The 20,719-nt window shown below is 67.9% G+C and carries 21 protein-coding genes; 9 read left to right on the top strand and 12 right to left on the bottom strand.

The features are described 5' to 3' along the window. Window positions 1-42 precede the first annotated feature (42 nt). Window positions 43-1,278, top strand: a complete 1,236-nt coding sequence (locus BJF89_RS00100; protein WP_369803610.1) for an amidohydrolase — start codon at window positions 43-45, stop codon at window positions 1,276-1,278. On the opposite strand, the gene BJF89_RS00095 is transcribed toward BJF89_RS00100, so the two are convergent. The 7 genes from BJF89_RS00095 to BJF89_RS00065 form a co-directional block, all read right to left on the bottom strand. Further along, window positions 1,275-1,979 (bottom strand): DUF1707 domain-containing protein, encoded by a 705-nt coding sequence (locus tag BJF89_RS00095; protein ID WP_075811358.1) that lies wholly within the window; start codon window positions 1,977-1,979, stop codon window positions 1,275-1,277. The two genes, BJF89_RS00100 and BJF89_RS00095, sit on opposite strands and share 4 nt — an antisense overlap. 24 nt (window positions 1,980-2,003) lie before the next feature. Continuing rightward, window positions 2,004-3,596 carry a glycerol kinase GlpK gene (glpK, locus tag BJF89_RS00090; RefSeq protein WP_075811150.1) on the bottom strand — a complete coding sequence of 531 codons (1,593 nt, stop codon included), beginning with the start codon at window positions 3,594-3,596 and terminating at the stop codon, window positions 2,004-2,006. Then, window positions 3,596-5,368, bottom strand: coding sequence for a biotin carboxylase N-terminal domain-containing protein (locus tag BJF89_RS00085; RefSeq protein WP_075811148.1), 1,773 nt, complete (start codon window positions 5,366-5,368; stop codon window positions 3,596-3,598). Before BJF89_RS00085 ends, glpK begins: the two co-directional genes overlap by 1 nt. A 93-nt stretch (window positions 5,369-5,461) precedes the next feature. Next, window positions 5,462-6,382: a sulfurtransferase gene (locus BJF89_RS00080; RefSeq protein ID WP_075811146.1), complete on the bottom strand. Its 921-nt coding sequence runs from the start codon at window positions 6,380-6,382 to the stop codon at window positions 5,462-5,464. 209 nt (window positions 6,383-6,591) lie between these two features. Further along, window positions 6,592-7,251, bottom strand: coding sequence for a nucleoside triphosphate pyrophosphatase (locus BJF89_RS00075; RefSeq protein WP_075811145.1), 660 nt, complete (start codon window positions 7,249-7,251; stop codon window positions 6,592-6,594). Further along, complete coding sequence (locus BJF89_RS00070) at window positions 7,244-7,507, bottom strand: hypothetical protein (RefSeq protein ID WP_075811143.1); 264 nt, start codon at window positions 7,505-7,507, stop codon at window positions 7,244-7,246. Before BJF89_RS00070 ends, BJF89_RS00075 begins: the two co-directional genes overlap by 8 nt. Before the next feature lie 10 nt (window positions 7,508-7,517). Beyond that, complete coding sequence (locus BJF89_RS00065; protein WP_075811141.1) at window positions 7,518-9,119, bottom strand: acyl-CoA carboxylase subunit beta; 1,602 nt, start codon at window positions 9,117-9,119, stop codon at window positions 7,518-7,520. A gap of 79 nt (window positions 9,120-9,198) precedes the next feature. Here BJF89_RS00065 and BJF89_RS19195 point away from each other — a divergent pair, with 79 nt between their 5' ends. The 6 genes from BJF89_RS19195 to BJF89_RS00040 all read left to right on the top strand — a co-directional run bounded on the left by BJF89_RS19195 (window position 9,199) and on the right by BJF89_RS00040 (window position 13,620). Next, entirely contained in the window at window positions 9,199-9,669 is a 471-nt protein-coding gene (locus BJF89_RS19195; protein WP_255372417.1) for a biotin--[acetyl-CoA-carboxylase] ligase, read from the top strand. Then, window positions 9,600-10,097 (top strand): biotin--[acetyl-CoA-carboxylase] ligase, encoded by a 498-nt coding sequence (locus BJF89_RS19190; protein WP_255372416.1) that lies wholly within the window; start codon window positions 9,600-9,602, stop codon window positions 10,095-10,097. The genes BJF89_RS19195 and BJF89_RS19190 overlap by 70 nt, the downstream gene beginning before the upstream one ends. Before the next feature lie 10 nt (window positions 10,098-10,107). Beyond that, the gene (locus tag BJF89_RS00055; RefSeq protein WP_075811139.1) at window positions 10,108-10,671 is read left to right on the top strand and encodes a hypothetical protein; all 564 of its coding nucleotides are present in this window, start codon (window positions 10,108-10,110) and stop codon (window positions 10,669-10,671) included. A 39-nt stretch (window positions 10,672-10,710) separates the two neighbouring features. After that, the gene (locus tag BJF89_RS00050; protein WP_369803615.1) at window positions 10,711-11,958 is read left to right on the top strand and encodes a 5-(carboxyamino)imidazole ribonucleotide synthase; all 1,248 of its coding nucleotides are present in this window, start codon (window positions 10,711-10,713) and stop codon (window positions 11,956-11,958) included. A gap of 129 nt (window positions 11,959-12,087) precedes the next feature. Continuing rightward, on the top strand, window positions 12,088-12,564 hold the full coding sequence (purE, locus tag BJF89_RS00045; RefSeq protein ID WP_075811356.1) for a 5-(carboxyamino)imidazole ribonucleotide mutase: 477 nt from the start codon (window positions 12,088-12,090) through the stop codon (window positions 12,562-12,564). Between the two features lie 21 nt (window positions 12,565-12,585). Continuing rightward, window positions 12,586-13,620: a YdcF family protein gene (locus BJF89_RS00040; protein WP_075811135.1), complete on the top strand. Its 1,035-nt coding sequence runs from the start codon at window positions 12,586-12,588 to the stop codon at window positions 13,618-13,620. A gap of 11 nt (window positions 13,621-13,631) precedes the next feature. Here the strand turns inward: BJF89_RS00040 and BJF89_RS00035 are convergent, their stop codons facing one another. From BJF89_RS00035 to BJF89_RS00015, 5 genes are all read right to left on the bottom strand, one after another. Next, window positions 13,632-13,865, bottom strand: a complete 234-nt coding sequence (locus BJF89_RS00035) for a hypothetical protein (protein WP_075811133.1) — start codon at window positions 13,863-13,865, stop codon at window positions 13,632-13,634. Beyond that, window positions 13,862-14,680: a carbohydrate ABC transporter permease gene (locus BJF89_RS00030; RefSeq protein ID WP_187344658.1), complete on the bottom strand. Its 819-nt coding sequence runs from the start codon at window positions 14,678-14,680 to the stop codon at window positions 13,862-13,864. The genes BJF89_RS00035 and BJF89_RS00030 overlap by 4 nt, the downstream gene beginning before the upstream one ends. Beyond that, complete coding sequence (locus BJF89_RS00025; RefSeq protein ID WP_369803614.1) at window positions 14,680-15,726, bottom strand: carbohydrate ABC transporter permease; 1,047 nt, start codon at window positions 15,724-15,726, stop codon at window positions 14,680-14,682. The genes BJF89_RS00030 and BJF89_RS00025 overlap by 1 nt, the downstream gene beginning before the upstream one ends. Before the next feature lie 119 nt (window positions 15,727-15,845). Further along, window positions 15,846-17,111 (bottom strand): ABC transporter substrate-binding protein, encoded by a 1,266-nt coding sequence (locus tag BJF89_RS00020; RefSeq protein WP_075811127.1) that lies wholly within the window; start codon window positions 17,109-17,111, stop codon window positions 15,846-15,848. A gap of 170 nt (window positions 17,112-17,281) precedes the next feature. After that, a complete protein-coding gene (locus BJF89_RS00015) occupies window positions 17,282-18,337 on the bottom strand; it encodes an ABC transporter ATP-binding protein (protein ID WP_075811125.1) in 1,056 nt (351 codons plus the stop codon). A gap of 65 nt (window positions 18,338-18,402) precedes the next feature. Here BJF89_RS00015 and BJF89_RS00010 point away from each other — a divergent pair, with 65 nt between their 5' ends. After that, a complete protein-coding gene (locus BJF89_RS00010) occupies window positions 18,403-19,683 on the top strand; it encodes a sensor histidine kinase (protein ID WP_083650396.1) in 1,281 nt (426 codons plus the stop codon). A 44-nt stretch (window positions 19,684-19,727) separates the two neighbouring features. After that, complete coding sequence (locus tag BJF89_RS00005) at window positions 19,728-20,543, top strand: response regulator transcription factor (protein ID WP_075811123.1); 816 nt, start codon at window positions 19,728-19,730, stop codon at window positions 20,541-20,543. Window positions 20,544-20,719: the final 176 nt, after the last annotated feature.

Raw genomic sequence — 20,719 nt, 5'->3', positions numbered from 1 at the left:
TCGGGCCCCGTCTGTTTATCTTCGCTAAGGAGCACCGCTTCAGTGAGCACTCTTGGTTCCGCCGACTCTGTCCCGGTGGTTGACGCCGTCGCCGCCTGGACCGTCGACAACCACGACACGGTGATCGGCTGGCGGCGCCACCTGCACTCCCACCCTGAGCTGTCCCACCAGGAGACCGGGACCACGCAGTTCATCGTCGAGAAACTGACGGAGGCGGGGCTCTCACCACGTCGACTGCCGGGGACCGGGGTCACCGTCGACATCGGGGGAGGGACGGGTGCACCGGCCATCGCCTTCCGCGCCGACATCGACGCCCTGCCCCTCACCGAGGTCACCGGCCTCGAGTTCGCGTCCCGCACACCCGGAGTGATGCACGCCTGCGGTCACGACATCCACACCACCGTGGTGCTCGGCCTGGCCTGTGCACTTGCCGAATATGACCGGGAACACGGACTCGACCAGCAGGTCCGGTGTATCTTCCAGCCTGCCGAGGAGGTCCTCGACGGCGGGGCGACCGATGTCATCCGCGCCGGGGCGTTGGAGGGGGTCAGCCACATCTTCGCCGTGCACGCGGAGCCGAAACTGCGCGCCGGGCAGATCGGGGTGCGCACCGGCGCGATCACCTCGGCGACCGACGTCGTCGAGCTCATCGTGCGTGGACCCGGTGGGCACACGAGCCGACCACATCTCACCGCCGACGTGATCTACGCCGTCGGGCTGCTGATCACCCAGCTGCCGGGCCTGCTCTCTCGCCGGGTCGATCCGCGCACCGGCACGGTGCTGACGTTCGGCGCCGTGAGCGGCGGGTCGGCGTTCAACGCCATTCCCCAGGAAGCCACCCTGCTGGGGACATTGCGGACCGGGAGTCCCACGGTGTGGCGGGAGCTGGACACCGTGTTCCCCCGGCTCGTCGAGCAGATCCTGGCACCGACCGGCGCCACCGCGGAAATCCGCTACACCAAGGGCGTCCCGCCGGTCACCAACGACGACGCCTGTACCGCCATCATGGCGCAGGCGGTGAAGGACGTCGACCCGCATGCCCTGCAGGAGGCGCCGCAGTCCTCCGGCGGGGAGGACTTCAGCTGGTACCTCGAACATGTCCCCGGTGCCATGGCACGGCTGGGCGCCTGGACCGGCTCGGGGGAGAAGCCGGACCTGCACCAGCCGAATATCGTGTTCGACGAGGCCTGCCTCCCGGTGGGCATCCGGATGTTCGCCGGCGTGGTGGACCAGTTCGCCCGGTTCGGACGTCCCGGGCGCGGAAGCTTCACCGACTAGCTGTCGCTGCCGTCCCTGCCGTCGCTGCTGTCTTTCCCGTTTCTGCCGTCCTTACCGAACCTGCCGACGGCCCCTTTCATCGCGCGTTGTGCGATGTCCATGGCATCGCCTGTCATCTCGGAGGTACGCAGTTTACGGCGGGCCTTCTGTTCCTCCAGCGCGAGTTGCTGGGAATGCTGCTGCTCCTCCAACGCCAGCTGGTGCTCGCGGCGCAGCCGGCGCACGCGGGCACGTTCCAACGCCTCCGGACTGGGGGTGTGCCAGGACTCCGGGCCGATCTTCAGCACGTAGAGCAGCACCGCCATCGCCGGGATGAGCAGCAGGATGATCGCCGAGGCGTCGCTGCCGAGCGCGATCGCCCCTCCGACGGCGCCGAGCGTGGTCAGGGCCATGATCCCGGCCCGCGGCCGTGATCCGCGCCGGTGCTGTTCGGCGAGTTCTCCGGCGGAGTAGACCGAGACGTCCGTGCCCGGTGACACCGGCTGACCGGGCGGGCCGGGCTGGTTGGGCAGTGCCGGCAGGTCGCGGAAGAGGACGTCCAGTTCCTGCCGCGTCTGTGCCGCTGCGGCGTCCTTGCACCGCTCGTCGTACTCGGTCAGGGTGATACGTCCGTCGGCGAAATGGACGGCGAGGACGGACAACGCGGCTTCGCGGTCGGCGTCGCCGATGCGGACGGCGGGGTCGCGGGGGTCACGGGACATGTGCACCAGTGTAGAGCAGGGGCCCTACGCCCAACCGAGGGTCCGTTCGACGGCCTTGTTCCACAGGGCGTAGGCCTCGTCGCGTTCCGACGCCGAGACGTCCGGGATGTAGGAGTGCTCCTCCTGCCACAGCCGCCGGATCTCCTCGACGTCCTCGAAGAAGCCCGTCGCCAGGCCGGCGGCGTAGGCCGCACCCAGCGCCGTGGTCTCGGTGATCTTCGGTACGGTGACCGGAACCCCGAGCTGGTCGGACTGGAACTGCATCAGCAGGGAGTTCACGACCATGCCACCGTCGGCACGCAGGTGTGTCAGCGGAACACCCGAGTCCGCGTTCATCGCGTCGACGACCTCACGGGTCTGGAAAGCGGTCGCCTCCAGGGCGGCGCGGGCGATGTGTGCCTTGGTGACGTACCGGGTCAGCCCGGCGACCACGCCACGCGCGTCCGGCGCCCAGCGTGGTGCCAGCAGGCCGGAGAAGGCCGGAACCACGACACATCCGCCGTTGTCGTCGACACTGCGGGCCAGCCCCTCGACCTCGGAGGACGACGAGATGAGACCGAGGTTGTCGCGCAACCACTGGATCAACGACCCGGTCACAGCGACCGACCCTTCGAGGGCGAACACCGTGGGCTGGTTGCCGAGCCGGTATGCCACCGTGCTGAGCAGACCGTGGGAGGACGTCTCCAGGGTCGTGCCGGTGTTCATGAGCAGGAAGTTACCGGTCCCGTAGGTGCACTTCGCCTCACCCGGCTCGGTACACGCCTGGCCGAAGGTGGCTGCCTGCTGGTCACCGAGGATCCCCGCGATGGTGACGCCGTTCACCGGTCCGGAGCGCTGCACCCGCCCGACCTGCTCGGAGGAGCTGACGATCTCGGGCAGCAGCGACATCGGCACGCCCATCGCCTCACAGAGCTCCGGATCCCACTTCTGGGTCCGCAGGTCCATGAGCATGGTGCGCGAGGCGTTGGTGACGTCCGTGATGTGCCGGACGCGGTGACGACGGTTGGTGGAGTTGCGCCGTGAGCGGCGGGTGAGTTCCCAGATGATCCAGGTGTCCATCGTGCCGAAGGCCAGTTCACCGCGTTCGGCGCGTTCGCGGACACCCTCCACGTTGTCGAGGATCCAGCGGATCTTGGGTCCTGCGAAGTAGGTCGACACCGGCAGCCCGGTCCGCTCACGGAAAAGGTCGCCGTGCTCTGCGTCCAGACGGGAGCAGAAGTCGCCTGTGCGGTTGTCCTGCCAGACAATCGCGTTGTACACGGGCTCACCGGTCTCCCGGTCCCAGATCACGGTCGTCTCGCGCTGATTGGTGATGCCGAGTCCGGCGAGGTCCTCGGTGCCGATGTCGGCCCGCGCGACCGCATCGGCGATGACTCTGCGGGCGTTGAGGCGGATCTCCTCCGGGTCGTGTTCGACCCAACCGGGTTTCGGGAAGATCTGCCGGTGCTCCAGCTGGCTGACGGTGTGGACCGCCCCTGCCGCGTCGAAGACGATGGCGCGGGTGGACGTCGTGCCCTGGTCCAGCGAGAGGACGTACCCCCGGTGCTGTCCGCCGGACTTCCCGCCGGACTTCCCTGGACGGCCGGAGCGGAAGAAACTGCTGAACCGGTCGACCATCAGACGATCTTCAGCAACGGCTGCGACTTTGTGACACCGTCCCCGGCCGCCACACCGAGTTCACACACGGTACCGGCCTTGTGGGCCTTCACCGCGTTCTCCATCTTCATCGCCTCGATGACCAGAAGCTGGTCACCCTCGGCGACCGCCGCCCCGTCCTCGACCAGGACGGTGACCACGGTGCCCTGCATCGGTGCGACGGATGTGTCGCCGGAGACCTTGACTTCCCGGCGTCCCGTGCTCTTGCGCGCCCGGCGGCGGGGACCCCCGGTGCCGACAAGGTCGCCAGGGACTGAGACCTCGACACGACGGCCGTCGACCTCGACGGTGATCCGGCGGGCCGGGACGGCTTCTGCGGCCTCTGCGGCATCGACGGAACCGGTGTTCCCGGTGTCCTCAGTGGCCAACTGGTTGTCCCACTCCTCCTCGATCCACCGCGTGTAGACGTCCAGGGAGTCACCGGTGAAGGCAGGGTCGTCGAGCACCGCCCGGTGGAAGGGGATCACCGTGGGGAGCCCCTCGACGACGTACTCGTCCAGGGCCCGGCGCGCACGGCTCAGTGCCTGCTCGCGGTCATCACCGGTGACGATGAGCTTGGCGAGCATCGAGTCGAACTGCCCGCCGATGACGGCACCCTGTTCCACCCCGGAATCCACCCGGACGCCCGGGCCCGACGGCTCCCGGTAGGTGGTCAGGGCACCCGGGGCGGGCATGAAGTTCGCTGCGGCGTCCTCACCGTTGATACGGAACTCGATGGAGTGGCCGCGCAACTCCGGGTCGCTGGTCCGGGAGAGCTCACGCCCCTCGGCGATCCGGAACTGCTCACGCACCAGGTCCCAGCCGGCGACCTCCTCGGTGACGGGGTGCTCCACCTGCAGACGGGTGTTGACCTCGAGGAAGGAGATCAGGCCGTCGGAACCGATGAGGAACTCCACGGTCCCGGCACCCTGGTATCCGGCGGCGCGGAGAATGTCCTTGGCGGAGCTCCGCAGGCGTGCGTCCTGGTCCGCGGTGAGGAACGGTGCAGGGGCCTCTTCGACGAGCTTCTGGAAACGACGCTGCAGCGAGCAGTCACGCGTGGACGCCACGACGTAGTTGCCGTGGGCGTCGGCCAGCACCTGGCACTCCACGTGCCGGGCGCGGTCCAGGTAGCGCTCCACGAAGCACTCGCCGCGTCCGAACGCCTTCTCCGCCTCACGGGTGGCGGAGTCGAAGAGTTCGGGGATCTCCTCGACGGTGTGGGCGACCTTCATGCCGCGACCGCCGCCGCCGAACGCGGCCTTGATGGCGACCGGCAGGCCGTGCTCACCGGCGAAGGCGATGATCTCCCCGGCGTCGGCGACCGGCTCGCTGGTGCCCGGCACCATGGGGGCGTCGACCTTCTGGGCGTAGTGGCGCGCGGTGACCTTGTCGCCGAGCTCCGCGATGGCGTTGGGGGACGGGCCGATCCAGGTCAGGCCCGCCTCCACGACCGCCGCAGCGAAGTCGGCCCGCTCAGAGAGGAAGCCGTAACCGGGGTGGACGGCGTCCGCACCGGAGCGCACGGCGGCGTCGACGACTTTGCCGATGTCGAGGTAGGAGTCCGCCGGGGTGGAGCCGCCGAGAGCGAAAGCCTCGTCGGCCATGCGCACGAACGGTGCGTCGGCGTCCGGCTCGGCGTACACGGCGACAGAGGTTATCCCCTCATCCCGGGCAGCCCGGATCACCCGGACGGCGATCTCGCCACGGTTGGCGATCAGCACCTTCGACAACTTCCGGGTCTCTACCGGCACGTTCACTCCTCACAACAACGGGTCACACACATGACTCACACAAGACTCTACGACGTTACTACGACAACCAGCGTCGGTCACAGACGGAATGTTTCAGGCACCTGTCGCGATCGGCATCCGGACCATGTTCCCCCACTCCACCCACGAGCCGTCGTAGGCGCGGACATCGTCCCATCCCAGCAGGTGGTGCAGGACGAACCACAGGTGGGCGGCACGTTCCCCGGCATGGCAGTACGGCACCGTGGCGCCGGAAGCGTCCAGCGCGGAGAACACCTCGTCGAGTTCCTCGCGGGTCCGGAAGCGGTGGTTCGGATGCAGTGTCGCCCGCTGCGGGATGTTCACCGCACCGGGGATGTGCCCGCTCCGGCAGACCGGGATGTGGGTGACGGCGTCGGAGTAGCCGGAGTAGGTGTCCGGCTGACCGCTTTCCGCCGCACTACCGTGCTCCAGCGTGCCGATACCGATGAAGTCCTCCGGATCACGTAGGTCGATCAGCTGCAACGCATCGTGCCGGGAGCGCACCTCGTCGACGAAGATGCGGTGGGAGGCGTCGTCGCGTTCCACCACGGGGTACCCGGACGTGGGCTCCGGCGGGGCATCGTACGAGGTCTCTCGCTCGTCCTGCATCCACGCCTCACGGCCGCCGTCCAGCAGCCGGACGTCAGGGTGCCCGAAGAGCTCGAAGACCCAGAGAGTGTAGCTCGCCCACAGATTCGAGTCGTCGCCGTACAGCACCACTGTGTCGTCCCGTGTGATCCCCTTGGCGTCCATGAGACGGGCGAAGCCTTCCCCGTCGAGGAAGTCCCGGGTGACCGGGTCACCGAGATCCTCGTGGAGGTCGATGCGGATGGCGGTAGGGAGGTGGCCGATGTTGTAGAGGATGGGGTCGGAGTCCGACTCCACCACCTTCAACCCGGGGCCACCCAGCTTCGCGCCGAGCCAGGAGCTCGTGACGAGCTTGCCCGGGTGGGCGTACTGCCGAAGATTCGGGCTGGGGTCCAGTTCGATTCCCACGGGTGAGGGCACCGCCTTTCATGTCGTCACAAGAAGTCTAGCGTCCACGGGTCGGTGAATCGCGATCGTGAGGCAAACAGCTGTGAAACCGCACAGTACAGGATGGGACGGGGCTGCTGATCCACACGGTTTGAGCATTCAGGTCAGAATTCCGGGTGGGGTGTGACCTGAGGACTCAATCGCAGGGCCGACGGTGGGGGAGCCCGTGCCTACCGGTTCCAGAAGTCCGAGACGTCCAGCCCGAAGCCGGCCAGCGTCCGCCGCACCAGCGGGAGGGACAGCCCGATCACGCTCGAGGGGTCGCCCTCGATCCGGTCGATGAACCAGCCGCCCAGTGCCTCGAGGGTGAACGCACCCGCGCACTGGAGCGGCTCACCGGTGGCTGCATAGGCCTCGATGTCGCGGTCGGAGGCGTCGGCGAAGTGCACGACCGTGTCACTCGCCCCGGTGACGGTCTCCCCGCGGAAGGTCACCGCGTGGCCGGTGATCAGTGTCGCCGTCGCGCCGCGCTGTTGCCGCCACCGTTCGACGGTGCGTTCCACGGTCAGGGGTTTACCCTGCAGCTCGCCGTCGAGCAGCAGCATGGAGTCCGCGGCGATGACGACGGCCCCAGAGTCCTGCCCAGAGTCCAGCCGGTCGCTGTACTGGGTGAGTACGGCCTGGGACTTCGTCTGCGCCAGGTGGCAGACGACCTCCGCCGGCGTCGGGTCGGGTATCCGGGAGTGCAGCTCTGCGGTGGCCGCGTCCTCGTCGACACCGGGCACGAGGATCTCCGGCTCAACCCCGGCTGACCGCAGCACGGACAGTCGCGACGGGGACGATGACGCCAGGATCACCCGGGCAGCCGGGGAGCGGCGCGGCTCAGACACGGAAGCCAGTCGGGTTGAAGGTCCCGGTCGCGTTCCGGTGTCCGGGCAGCTGCTCGGCGGGGGTTCCCCAGGTCCCGCGGGAGCTGGTCCGGGCACGCATCCGGTTGATTTCGCGGGGGTCGGAGCCGGCGGACGAGCTCGCCGCGTCGGCGGCCTCGGCGAGGAGGACGGAGAGTGCGCGTCCGATGGCCGCGGTCTCGGTGTCGTCGGGCCGACCCTTGAGGACGGTGAAGGGCGTGGTGTCGGGGACAGTCATGGAGGCTCCTCTACAGCGGCAGGTTGCCGTGTTTGCGGGCGGGGGAGTCGACGACCTTGCGTTCCAGCAGTCCGAGACCGTCGATCACCTGGGAACGGGTTCGGGACGGGGGAATGACGGCGTCGACGTAGCCGCGCTCGGCGGCGGCGTAGGGGTTGACGAGGTTCTTCTCGACCTCGTCGGTGAGTTCGACAGTCAGGGCGGCGACGTCCTTCTTCCGACGTTCCGCCTTCGCCAGCGTATCGGCGTGGACGGCGGCGACGGTGTTCTCGGCGTCAGCGTTGGAGATCTGTGCGCTCGGCCACGCGAAGACGAGGTCGGCACCGATGTTCTTGGACCCCAGGGCGATGTAGGACGTCCCGTACGCCTTGCGGGTCACCACGGTGACGATGCCCACGCTCGCCTCCGCCACGGCGTACAGCAGGGAGGCTGAGCGGCGCAGCAGCCCGTTGCGTTCCTCGTCCCCGCCGGGCATGAAGCCGGGGGAGTCGACGACGAACACGACCGGGAGGTTGAAGGCGTCGCAGGTGCGGATGAACCGGGCAGCCTTCTGTGCCGCGGCGGCGTCCAGCGCTCCCGCGAGGACCATCGGCTGGTTGGCGACGACACCGACGCCGCGCCCGCCGATGCGGGCGAACCCGGTGAGGATGTTGCCCGCGAAGTCCGGCTGCAGCTCGAGGAAGGAATCCGCGTCCACGATGCCGGCGAGCACGTCGCTGACGTCGTAACCGGCCAACGGGGAGTCGGGGATCACGGAGTCCAGCTGTGCCGTGGCGGCAGAGTTACCGTCCGTCTCCTCACTGAACGGCACCGTCGAGCGGTTGTTGGACGGAAGCTGGCCGAGCAGGGTCTGGACGAAGTCCAGCGCAGCGCGGTCGTCCGCGGCGGTGTGGTGCGAGGTGCCTGTGACCGCGGCATGCGTCGCCGCCGAGCCCAGGTCGTCGGCGGTGACGTCCTCACCGACCACCCGTCGGGTGATCTCCGGGCCGGTCAGGTACAGCGAGGACGTTCCGTCCACCATCACGACGACGTCGGCGAGGACCGGCTGGTGGGCCTCGGTACCGGCCGTCGGCCCGGCGATCACCGAGATCTGCGGGACGACCCCGGACATCCGGGTGCGCAGGCGGTACAGGCGTGCGGCCATCCCCAGGGACACCACGCCCTCCTTCACGCGTGCGCCGGTCGAGTCATGCACGCCCACCAGGGGCACGCCCGAACGCAGGGCGAGCTCCATCACCTTCACGAGCTTCTCGGCGTGCACCTCACCCACGGTGCCGTCGAACACGGTGCCGTCCTGGGAGAAGATGCAGACCTGGCGGCCGTCGACGGTGCCGTAACCGGTGACGACACCGTCGGACACCGGGCGGGACCGGTCCATGCCGTAGGCGTTGGCGCGATGGCGTGCCAGCGCATCGATCTCGACGAACGAGCCGTCGTCGAGGAGGTGCTCGACCCGCTCGCGGGCGGTGAGTCGGCCGGCCTCGTGGACGGCGCCGACAGCTTCCTCGCCGACCGGGGCAGACGTCTCCTCGAGACGGATCCGGAGGTCCTCGAGTTTCCCTGCGGTGGTAGACGTGTCGACCTGGCGAGGGGCGGGGGTGGGTGAAGTCATGGCCTACAGTCTAGGAGGAAACGGTGCGGGCGTCGCCATACAGGTCGCCCGTGCGCGTGTGGGCGTTATCCTTGTGGCCATGACCGACTCCCCGACCGACTCCCGTGCCCCCTTCGACGCCACCCGTCTCTCCGCCGTCATCCAGGACAGGGACAGCAGTGTCGGCACCGTCACCGTCGTCGGCACGACGGGGTCGACCAACGCCGACCTGGCGGACGCGTTCCGTGCCGATCCGGGACTTGCCGACCGCACGGTGATCGTGGCGGAGGAACAGGTGACGGCCCGGGGCAGGCTGGGTCGTCGATGGTCGGCCCCGGCCGGAGCCCAGGTGATCATGAGTGTGCTGCTCCGCCCGTCCGTGCAGGACGTCCCACCCGAGCGGTTTGGGGAGCTTCCGCTGCTGATCGGCGTGGCAGTGGCCGAAGCAGCCCGCACAGTCGGGGTTGACGCCCGACTGAAGTGCCCAACGACGTCATCGTCGTGGACAGCCGGCCGGGTGACACTCCCCACGGCTACCGGAAGCTCGCCGGCATCCTCGTCGAAGCGGTGAGCCTTGACCCGGTGGCCGTCGTCGTGGGGGTGGGGCTGAACGCGTCGATCACCGCCGACGAGTTCGCCGAGGCAGGTGTGGAGGCAGGAACCTCCCTGACCGACCAGGGGGCCACCCTGGCGTCGGTGCACGACCGGGAGGCACTCGCCGCCGCTGAGCTGTCGTGGATCGTCGACGTCGACGAGGCGTGGCGTCGTGGTGGCCCGTCCCTGGAGAACCTGCGTCGTCGCTACCGGGAGTTGTCGGCGACACTCGGCACGCGGGTCCGCGCCGAGCTCCCGGGTGGTGAAGAGCTCACCGGCATCGCCGTCGACCTTGACGGTCAGGGTGGACTGGTCATCGAGACGGCTGCCGGTGAGCGGCGGACGGTCACCGCCGGCGACGTCGTCCACCTGCGGCCGGTGCCCGCCACGGACCAGAGGAACTAAGGTCTCTGTCGTGCCGAAGATAAATTTCGCCCCGGATGAGGAGGTCCTCGCCGAACTGAGTCCGTCGCGGCGCAGCACCCTGTTCCCGGTACTGGAACTCGTGGTGATCACCGGCGTGGTCTGGCTCGCGGTCGGGTTGCTCGACTCGTACCTGGGCAGCCTCGCCACGACCTGGGTCGGGTACGTTCCGGACAACATCGCCGACGTGCCCCGTCTGGTCGGTGAATCGGACACCGGCACCGCCACCGCAGCAGTGTGGGGGCGCAGGATCGTCCTGGTGGCATGGGTGTGGTTGAGCTGGCGCAGGTGCCTGCGTCACCTCTTGTTCCGGACACGGAGCCGGATGATACTCACGGATTCCCGCCTGATCACCGCCACCGGGCACATGCGCAGCCACATCGGCGAGGTGCCGTTGGCGCAGATCGTGGACGTCCGGGTGCACAAGTCCGAGGTCCGGGTGTTCCTCCGTGGCGGCGGTCGACCGCTGGTACTGCGGGACGTGCCCTATGCCAAGCGTTTCGCCCGTCTGGTGCATTCCCACATCCCGGTGCATCTGCCTCGGCCGCTATACTGAACCACCGTGACTGACGCGCAGAAGACCCCGGAAGAACCGCTGGACCGATCACATGCCCGTCCTGAGGCGCACTCGCCGGACATGCCGCTGGTCACCGTCATCGGTGACGGGCAGCTGGCCCGCATGATGCAGCAGGCGGGGATCGAGCTCGGCCTCACCGTCCGGCTCCTCGCCGGATCGATCGGTGCCTCGGCGGCCCAGGCCACCGCAGACGTCTGGCTGGGGGAGTACACCGACGAGAGCGTCGTCCGTGAGGTGTCCGCGGGGGCGGACGCGGTGACCTTCGACCACGAGCATGTGCCCAACGACTATCTCGAAGGCCTCATCGCCGACGGCGTGAACGTGCAGCCGCAGCCGTCCGCGTTGATCAATGCCCAGGACAAGCTGGTGATGCGCAAGCGGATGAGGGAGATCGGCGCACCGGTGCCCCCGTTCCTCGCCGTGGAGACCGTGGCGGACGCGACCGGCTTCTGGGACGCCACTGACGGCGCGGTGTGCCTCAAGGCACGTCGGGGCGGCTACGACGGTAAGGGGGTGTGGTTCCCGGAGTCGCGTGAGGATGTCGCTGCGCTGGTCGAGGACCTCCTGGCAGAGGGCGTGCCGTTGATGGTGGAGAAGAAGGTGCACCTGGTGCGCGAACTGTCCGCCATGGTGGCCAGGACGCCCTCCGGGGAGATCGCCTCCTGGCCTGTCGTGGAATCGGTGCAGGCCGACGGGATCTGCTACCTCGCCGTGTCCCCGGCACCGGCGGAGTCGGAGGGACGACGGCGCGTCGTCGACCAGGCACATGAGCTGGCCCGTCAGGTGGCCGGGGAGCTGGGTGTCACCGGTGTTCTCGCCGTCGAGCTCTTCGAGACCGTCGATGAGGCCGGCCAGCCGGAGATCATCGTCAACGAACTGGCGATGCGCCCGCACAACACCGGCCACTGGACCCAGGACGGATGCGTGACCAGTCAGTTCGAGCAGCACCTGCGGGCGGTCCTGGACCGGCCGCTGGGGTCGACGGCTGCGTTGACGGCCACGACCGTGATGGCCAACGTCCTCGGCGACGACACCGCGGACCCGGAGATGCCGATGCCCCGCCGTATGGACGAGGTGTGGCGCCGGTACCCGGACGCGAAGATCCACCTCTACGGCAAGGACTGGCGACCGCGCCGCAAGATCGGGCACGTGAACATGTCGCTGCCGTTGGGCAGGGAGGCGACGCCGGAAGCGGTGGAGGCTCTGCGTCGCGATGCCCGCCTGGCGTCGGACTTCCTGGTGACGGCACGCTGGACGGACGCCTGAGCCTCCCGGGCGGGTAGAGTTGCCCGCGTGACTACCGAGAGCAGCGCAGAGAACAGCACAGGGCAGACCACCGGGCAGGACACCGGACAGGACGCGACGGAGGGGCGGGCGCCTCTGGTCGGCATCGTGATGGGGTCGGACTCCGACTGGCCGACCGTGGAACCTGCGGCGCAGGTTCTGGCGGAGTTCGGCGTCCCCATGGAGATCGGTGTGGTGTCGGCGCACCGCACCCCCGAGCGGATGCTGGACTACGCCCGTGCGGCGCACACCACCGGGGTCAAGGTGATCATCGCCTGTGCCGGGGGTGCCGCCCATCTGCCGGGTATGGTCGCTGCAGCCACCCCGCTGCCGGTCATCGGCATCCCCCGGGCGCTGAAGAACCTGGACGGGTTGGACTCGCTGCTGTCGATCGTGCAGATGCCGGCCGGTGTCCCCACCGCGACGGTCTCCATCGACGGCGCGAAGAACGCCGGGCTGCTCGCCGTCCGGATGCTCGGCGTGGCTGATCCCCGGCTTCTCGAGGGCATGGTGGCGTACCAGGAACGCATGCGCGACGAGGTTCTGGAGAAGGACCACCGTCTGAAGCAGCAGTTGATGGGCGAGTAGGGACCGGGGAGGAACCTGGGGATGTCGGGGATCCTGCTCGTCACGCTTCTCGTGGCCGTGGCCGTCGCAGCGACGGCCTGGAGTGTGAAGTCACGCTCGCGGTGGCGCGGCAACGGGCTGATGGTGCTGCTGGTCGCTGAACTCCTGTGGGCGTGGCTCATCGTCGCAGCCTACGGGGGTGGGTTCCCGCTGCCGGTGTGGGTCGCGTGGGGGTTCTCACAGCTGGTGGTGGCCGGTGTCGGCTGGGTCGTCGCCCGGTGGATGGGGGACGCGTTGCCCGGTGTCGACGGACGTGGCTGGTTCCACCTGAGCACCGTCGTCGCCGCGGCAATGATGCTGACCCTGGGTCTGGGCAGTGCCGTACTGGCCCTGTCTGCCTGGAGTGCCTGGCGGAGCTGGGGTGCCGGGGTGAACGACGCCCTCATCGTCCTCACGGTCCTCGGTGCTCTTGGCGTGGTCCTGTGGCTCGTTGCGGTGGGCACGATGGTCGTCTTCCTGGTGCAGGTCCGTCGGGGGCGCCACCGTCCTGCGCCGGAGGAGGCGGACGCCGTCGTCGTCCTGGGGGCGGGACTGGCCGCGGACAAGGTCAGTGCCCTGCTCGCATGCCGTTGCGACCGTGGCGCCGCCGCCTGGCGCACCCTGGAGCGGGCGGACCGGTCGGGGACCGTGCCGCTCATCGTCTCCGGTGGGCGGGGGGACGACGAACCCTGCACCGAAGCGGAGGCGATGCACCATTACATCGCGGGACGCGGCTTCCCGCGGGACGTGGTCCTGGAGGAACGCGAGGCCACCGACACCACGGAGAACCTGCATTTCAGTCTTGACCTGCTTGCCGGACAGGGCGTCGAGGACCCCTTCATCGTGGTGTGCACCTCGGATTTCCACGTGATGCGTACCGAGCGCATCGTCGCGATGCTCCGGGAGGAACGGGGTGGCAACGGCCGTCCCTTCGATGCGGTGGTGCTGGGGGCGCCAACCCCGAAACCGTCTCTGCCAGCGGCGTACCTGCGTGAATACGTGGCCCTGATGATCCACCGCGTGCTGGGGCGGGCCTGACCCGGATCGGTTCAGTCGTAGCGGCGCCACTGCCGCCACACGGCCCAGGTCGCGACCAGGAGTGCGGCCAGAAGCAGAGCGGGCCACACCGCGGGGTCGTCCTGGAACACGTTCCAGACGGCCTGCACGAGCGCCAGCACGGTGAAGAACGACAGGAACCCCAGGACCGCCTCCAGGACGGTCCGCCGACGTCGGTACTCGGAATGGTCCGGGTTGTCGCGGCGATTGGGGGTCTGCCTGGTCACTTCACGCCACCGGCGGTCAGGCCGGAGACGATGCGCCGCTGGAACACGAGCACCATGATCACCAGCGGGACGGTGACCAGCGCACCGGCCGCCATCGTCGCCGCGTACGGGAACTGGAAGGCGCTGGCGCCGGTGAACCGGGCGATGGCCACGGTGACGGGCTCGGTGGAGGTGGTGGAGAGCTGCTTGGCGAGCATGAACTCGTTCCACGTGGCGATGAACGCGAGGATCGCCGTGGTGAAGAGGGCCGGCGCGGCCAACGGCAGGATGACCTTCCGGAACGCCAGGCCACGCGAGGCGCCGTCCACGCGGGCAGCCTCCTCAAGCTTCCAGGGCAGCTCGCGGAAGAAGGACGTCAGCGTGTACACCGTCAACGGCAGGACGAAGGAGATGTTCGGGATGATCAGTGCCTGGTAGGTACCGATCCACCCGATGTTGCTGAACAGCTGGAACAGCGGCGTCACCAGGGCGATCCCGGGGAACATCGAGGCCGCGAGGATGATGCCCGTGACGAACCCCTTCCCGCGGAAGTCGACGCGTGCCAGGGCGTAGGCGGTGAATACCCCGACGACCAGGGCGATCGCTGTCGTCGCCACACCGATGATCAGGCTGTTGCCGATGGCTCGCAGGAAGTTGTTTCCGGCGTCGGTGGCCAGTGCATCCTTGAAGTTGTCGAGGGTGAGATGGCTGGGGAGCGGATTTGTGGAGAAGGTGTGGGCCTTGTCGCGGAAGGCGGTGACCACCATCCAGTAGAACGGTGCGAGCGCCCAGATCAGGATGAAGATCACGGGCAGGTAGTTGCGGACGACCTTCATCATCGGGTGGCCTCCGGTGTCTCTTCTGGGGTCCGGGCAGTGGGCTGGCCGGCAGTCCGGTCAGAACCGGTGCCGGGGGGATCGGAAGGGGCCCGACGTCTCAGGAATCTTCGGGTCCGCGTCGACCGTGGCATGTTCTGTGTGCCGGCGACATCGGCGCCGAGGAACTTCACCATCACGAAGGCGACGCCGAATATCAGCAGGAAGATCAGGGTCGACACGGCGGACGCGGAGTTGAAGTTGCCGGACTTCGTGTCAGTGATCACCAGCTGGCTGATCACCGCCGTCGGGGAGTTCGTCGACTCGCTGATCATGATGACCGGGAGATCGTACATCCGTAGTGCGTCAAGGGTCCGGAACAGCACGGCGACCATGAGGGCGGGTTTGATCAACGGCAGCGTGATCCGTGTGAACTGCTGCCACCGGGACGCACCGTCCACCCGTGCCGCCTCGTAGACGCCCCCGGGGACCATCTGCAGTCCGGCGAGGATCAGCAGCGCCATGAACGGTGCGGTCTTCCACACGTCGGCGATGATCACGGCGAAACGTGCCGCCCAGGGGTCGGTCGTCCAGGCGATGTCGAGACCGAACAGGGAGTTGATGATCCCGTCCGGGGCGAAGATGAACTGCCACAGCTTCGCGGTCACGGCGGTGGGGATGGCCCAGGGGATGAGGACGGCGGCGCGCAGCAGACTGCGACCCCAGAAGGTCTTCGACATGGTGACCGCCATCCACAGACCGAGGACGGTCTCCAGGGCGACGGTGACGACCACGAAGAACAGGGTGATCCACAGTGCAGGCCAGAAGTCCGTGGCCAGGTTGCCCGGCGCACAGGTCGTCGCCTCGCCGGTGGGGGACAGGCAGCGCTGTGTCAGCCAGTACAGGTAGTGGTCGAGGCCGGCGAACCCGCCGTCGACGAACATGCCGGTGTCCGGGTCAAGGTGGCGGTCGGCCTGGAAGGAGAGGTAGATGGCGCGCAGGATCGGGTAACCGATGACGACGGCCAGCAGGGCCAGGCTGGGGCCGACGAACCACAGGGCACGCAGATCACGCTTCTTCTGGGGGGTAGCGGAAGTCACAGAGTGAACCTTATCGGTAACACAGGACGCCCGGTATACCGTCGACGGGCGACGGCAGCCGGGCGTGACTGTCGGTGGATCTGGGCCTAGCTGGTCACATTCGCGATGGCGGACTCCATGTCCTTGGTGGCGTCGTCGACACTCTTGCCACCGGTGATGGCGGCGTACGCGTTGTCCTGGACGGCCTTCGAGAGGGAGTCGTACGACGGGGACACCGGACGTGGTTTAGCGTTCTCCAGGGACTCCTTCAGGGCGGGGAGGTAGGGGAACTCATCGATCAGGGACTCATCGTCGTAGATGGACGACAGCACCGGCGGGAAGGACTCCTCGGCGAAGGACCGCTGGTTCTCCTCACTGACGATGAACTGCATGAAGTCCAGGGCGGTGGCCTTGTTCTCGGAGTTGACGTTGATGCCGTTGTTGTAGCCGCCGAGAGTGGAGACTCCGACTCCGTCCTTGCCGACGAGCGGCTGCACCTCGACCTTGCCCGCCACTGCGGAGCCCTCGGCCTCGGCCTCGCCGTACATGTACGGCCAGTTGATCGCCATGGCGTTCTGTCCCTGGGTGAAGCTGAGGTTCGTCTCCTCCTCGGTCGCACCCGTGGAGGAACGGGAGATGGTGCCGTCCTCGTAGGCGTCGACCAGCGCCTGCAGACCCTCGCGGGACTCGTCCGAGGTCACGGTGACCTCACCGTTGTCGTCGAGGATGCCGCCACCCCAGCCGCTCATGAAGCCGGCGGTGGAGACCGTCAGACCCTCGTACTGCTTGAGCTGGGTGATCAGACAGTCATTGTTGTCCGCGGTGACATCCTCGCAGGAGTCGATGACGTCCTCCCACTTCTCTGGCGCTTCCGGCACCATGTCGGTGTTGCGGTACAGCAGCTGTCCGTTGGTGTTCTGCGGCAGAGCGTAGAGGGTGTCGTTGTAGGTCGCGGATTCCACAGTGGCGTCCAACAGGCCGTCGGTGCTGACCTCGAGATCGTCCTGCAGCGGCGCGAGCCAGCCCTGAGCGGCGAACTGCGCGGTCCAGACCACGTCAAGTGCCATGACGTCGATGTCGGAGGACCCCGCCTGGAGGGACTGGACGAGTGTGTCGCGCTGGGCGTCCGCCTCTCCGGCGAGTTCCTGGAGCGTGACCTCCTCGTCCGGATTGTCCTCGTTCCACTTGTCGATGATCGGGCGGAGCTTGTCGGTGTCGTTCTTGCCCATGGCGAAGGTGATGGGTCCACGGCCGTCGGTGCCGCCGCCCCCGTTGTCCCCGTCGCCGCTGTCGTCGGAGGAACAGGACACCAGTGCTGCACTGAGTCCGACGGCCGAGACACCGGCCAGGATCTTCTTTGAGAGGTTGGCCATGGCCCGAACCTTTCTGCGTAGGTACGGCTCCGCAGGAAGGCTAAGGAACGCTGCCGACGGAACTCAACAATGAAACGTCACCACACCATGGCGGACCGGTTGTCGCCGCCCGGCGGGTTCTTCGGTTGAGTGTAGTATCTGCGTCGACGATCCGGGGGAGATCGGGGGTGTCAGTTCACCCGTTGACCGGACACCGCATCGAAGAAGTGGACCCGGGCCTGGGCGGTGAGGGTGACGGAGACGTTCCCCCCGATGGGCGGGAGGTCCTGGCCCACTGCCTGAGTTTTCGCGGTGACCTGGCCTGCCTCGGTCTCGGCGTAGACGTTCGAGTCGGCCCCGAGCTCCTCGACCAGCGAGACGGTGCCACGGAGGCCGGTGCCGGTGTCGTCGACCACGAGATGTTCAGGACGCACCCCCACCAGCAGGGCACCGTCCACACCCTCCGGACGACGGACCCCCAGCCCCTCCAGGACGTCGGCACCGGCGGGCAGGTCGAGCAGATTCATCGCCGGTGATCCGATGAATCCGGCGACAAAGGCATTGACCGGCTCGTTGTAGAGCTTCTGTGGGGTGTCGACCTGCTGGAGCCGACCGTCCCGCAGGACGGCGACCCGGTCGCCCATCGTCATCGCCTCGACCTGGTCGTGGGTGACGTACACCGTGGTCACCCTCAAATCGTGCTGCAGCTTCACGATCTGGGCGCGGGTCTGCACCCGCAATTTGGCATCGAGGTTCGACAGAGGCTCGTCCATGAGGAACACCTGCGGCTCGCGGACGATCGCACGTCCCATCGCCACCCGCTGCCGCTGACCGCCGGAGAGGTCCTTGGGCTTCCTGTCGAGGTAGTCGCCCAGGTCGAGCAGGTCGGCGGCGCGCTGGACACGCTCGGCAATCTCCGCCTTCGGACGTTTGGCGATCGACAGGGCGAAGCCCATGTTCTCCCGGACCGACATGTGGGGATACAGGGCGTAGTCCTGGAACACCATGGCGATGTCCCGGTCGCCGGGTTCGACACCGGTGACGTCGCGTCCCCCGATGGTGACCGCACCGGCACTCGTGGGCTCCAGGCCTGCCAGGGACCGTAGGATGGTCGACTTACCGCATCCGGACGGTCCGACGAGGACGAGGAACTCGCCGTCGCCGATACTGAGGTTGAGGTCGGGGACCGTGGGGGAGTCCGCACCCGGGTACCGGATGTCCACATGCGAGAATTCGACGTCTGCCATGGTGGGGAATCATACCGCAGGTCGATCCGTCGCAGGTGGCGACTGCCGTAGGATCTGTGGCTGTGATGGAACAACCAGCATTATCGGGCGCGCCACAGGCGCAGTCGGGGCCCTTCTGGCGCGACCGGGGGTTCTGGCTGCAGCTGGTCATCCAGTCCGCCGTGTTCTTCCTGTTCGGTGCCATGGACGCGGGTAACGCCTTCTCCTTCGGGCCGGTCATCCCCTCCTGGGTTCTCGTCGGTGGCTACACCCTGGTCTTCGCCGGCCTGTTGATCCAACGCTGGCGCGCGGAGACCGGGCTGACCTTCGTCGCCGTGGGACTGGTGACGGCAGCGGGCAGCCTCGCGGGCATCTACGTCCTGGCCTATCTCGTGGTGTGTTACGAAGCATGGTTCATCTCCGCGTACGTCCGGCGGCGCAGGGGTCTGTGGCTGGCACTGCTGACCGGGGGGTCGGTCGCCGCCGTGGTGGTCGTCAGCATCGTGTCAGGGTCTGGTCGGGCGTGGGGTGCGTCCACGGCGGACATTGATCCGACAGTGGACCCGTACAGCCCACCGCTGCTCCAGGTCATCACCATGGGTGCGGTCCTGGGACTGCTCGCCGTGATCTCGATCGGACTGTTCTGGCAGCTGGGAATGACGACACGTCGGCAGTACGAACGGATGGAGTCCCTCGCCGCGCGGGTGGAGCTCGCCGCTGTGGCCGAGCGGACCCGGATCGCCCGGGAGATGCACGACATCGTCGCCCACTCACTGACCGCGGTGATCGCACAGGCCGACGGTGGTCGCTATGCCGGGCGGCAGGACCCCTCGAAAGCCATCGAGGCGCTTGACACGATCAGCAGCACCGGACGGGACGCGCTGGCGCAGATGCGGCAGCTGCTCAGTGTGCTGCGCAGCGACCGCAACGGCGGTGGAACCTCCGACGCGACCCGGGACACCAGCGCGCCGCCCGGTGTGTCCGGGGTGGCGGGACTGGTCGAAGATGCCCGGCGGTCCGGCCTGTCCGTCGACTACGAGGTGCTCGGCACCGAGGGCCCGGTCGACGTCGCTGTCGGTCTGACGGTGTACCGGACTGTCCAGGAGTGCCTGACCAACGTCCTGAAACATGCCGGCCCCACCCGCGCCCGGGTGGTCCTGGACTGGAACGTGCCCGGTAAGCTCCGCGTCACGGTGGACAACGCACCCGGTAACGGCTTCATCGACTCGGATGACTCGGACGATGGACGGGGGCAGGGGTTGGTCGGGCTGCGGGAGCGTGCCCGGATCCACGGTGGCACGGCAGAATGGGGTGCGTCGGAGATGTACGTCGGCGGCTGGCGTGTCGACGTCGTGCTCAGTATCTGACAGGGCACCGGTACACGCCCGCACACACCGAGGACAGGGAGATCATGGACGAGACAAGGTCAACATCCACCATCACGGTCGGGCTGGCTGACGACCAGCAGCTGGTACGCGCCGGGTTCGGCATGGTGCTGGATTCTCAGCCGGACATCACCGTGGTCTGGCAGGCCGTCGACGGTGCGGAGGCGGTCACTTCGGCCATGTCGCACCCGGTCGACATGATCCTCATGGACGTCCAGATGCCGGAGCTCGACGGTATCGCCGCCACCAGGAAGATCGTCGACGCCGGTGTCACCGGTCCGTCGGGGGATCCCACCAGAGTGGTCGTGCTGACCACGTTCGACAACGACGAGTACGTGATGGGGTCGATCACCGCCGGTGCCAGCGGTTTCCTGTTGAAGGACGCCGATCCGGAGGAACTCATCGACGCTGTCCGAACGGTCGGCGAGGCGGAGGCGGTGATCTCCCCGAAGGCGACCGCGCGCCTGCTGCGGCAGGTCCGGGGAGGAGCGGGGGCGGGGGAGCCGGTTGCCGCAGCGACGTCGCAGGTCGTCTCGGGTACCGGGGCCGACGCTGAGTCCGATCCCGAGGCTGGTTCCGGGCCCGGCGCCGACACCGCTGCGGCGGCTGCGGCACTGGACCTGCCTGACCCGTTGACTCCGCGCGAGCTGGAGATCCTCGTCCTGGTCGCACGGGGGTACTCCAACCCGGAGATCGCCCGGCGCCTGTTCGTCTCCCTGCCGACGGTGAAAACGCACGTCGGGAGGATCCTGGCGAAGACAGACTCACGCGACCGGGTCCACGCGGTGCTTTTCGCGTTCAGCAACGGACTCGTTGACCCCGTGCGGGTTCTGGAGGAGTGACTGACGGTCATACTGCGGTATGACATCCACTTCCCCGAAAGTCGCTGGTAGATCAGTCTGTGGGTCGATGTGTGCGGTGGTGGTGGGGGAGAAGACTGGTAGTCATGATCACAGTTGAGAGTTTGTCGAAGAGGTACGGGCGGTTTCAGGCCGTCGAGGATGTGTCGTTCAGGGTT

The sequence above is a fragment of the Corynebacterium sp. CNJ-954 genome (assembly GCF_001942345.1).
In the GTDB taxonomy this organism is placed as follows: Bacteria; Actinomycetota; Actinomycetes; order Mycobacteriales; family Mycobacteriaceae; genus Corynebacterium.
This window is presented reverse-complemented; position numbering and strand designations above follow the sequence as displayed.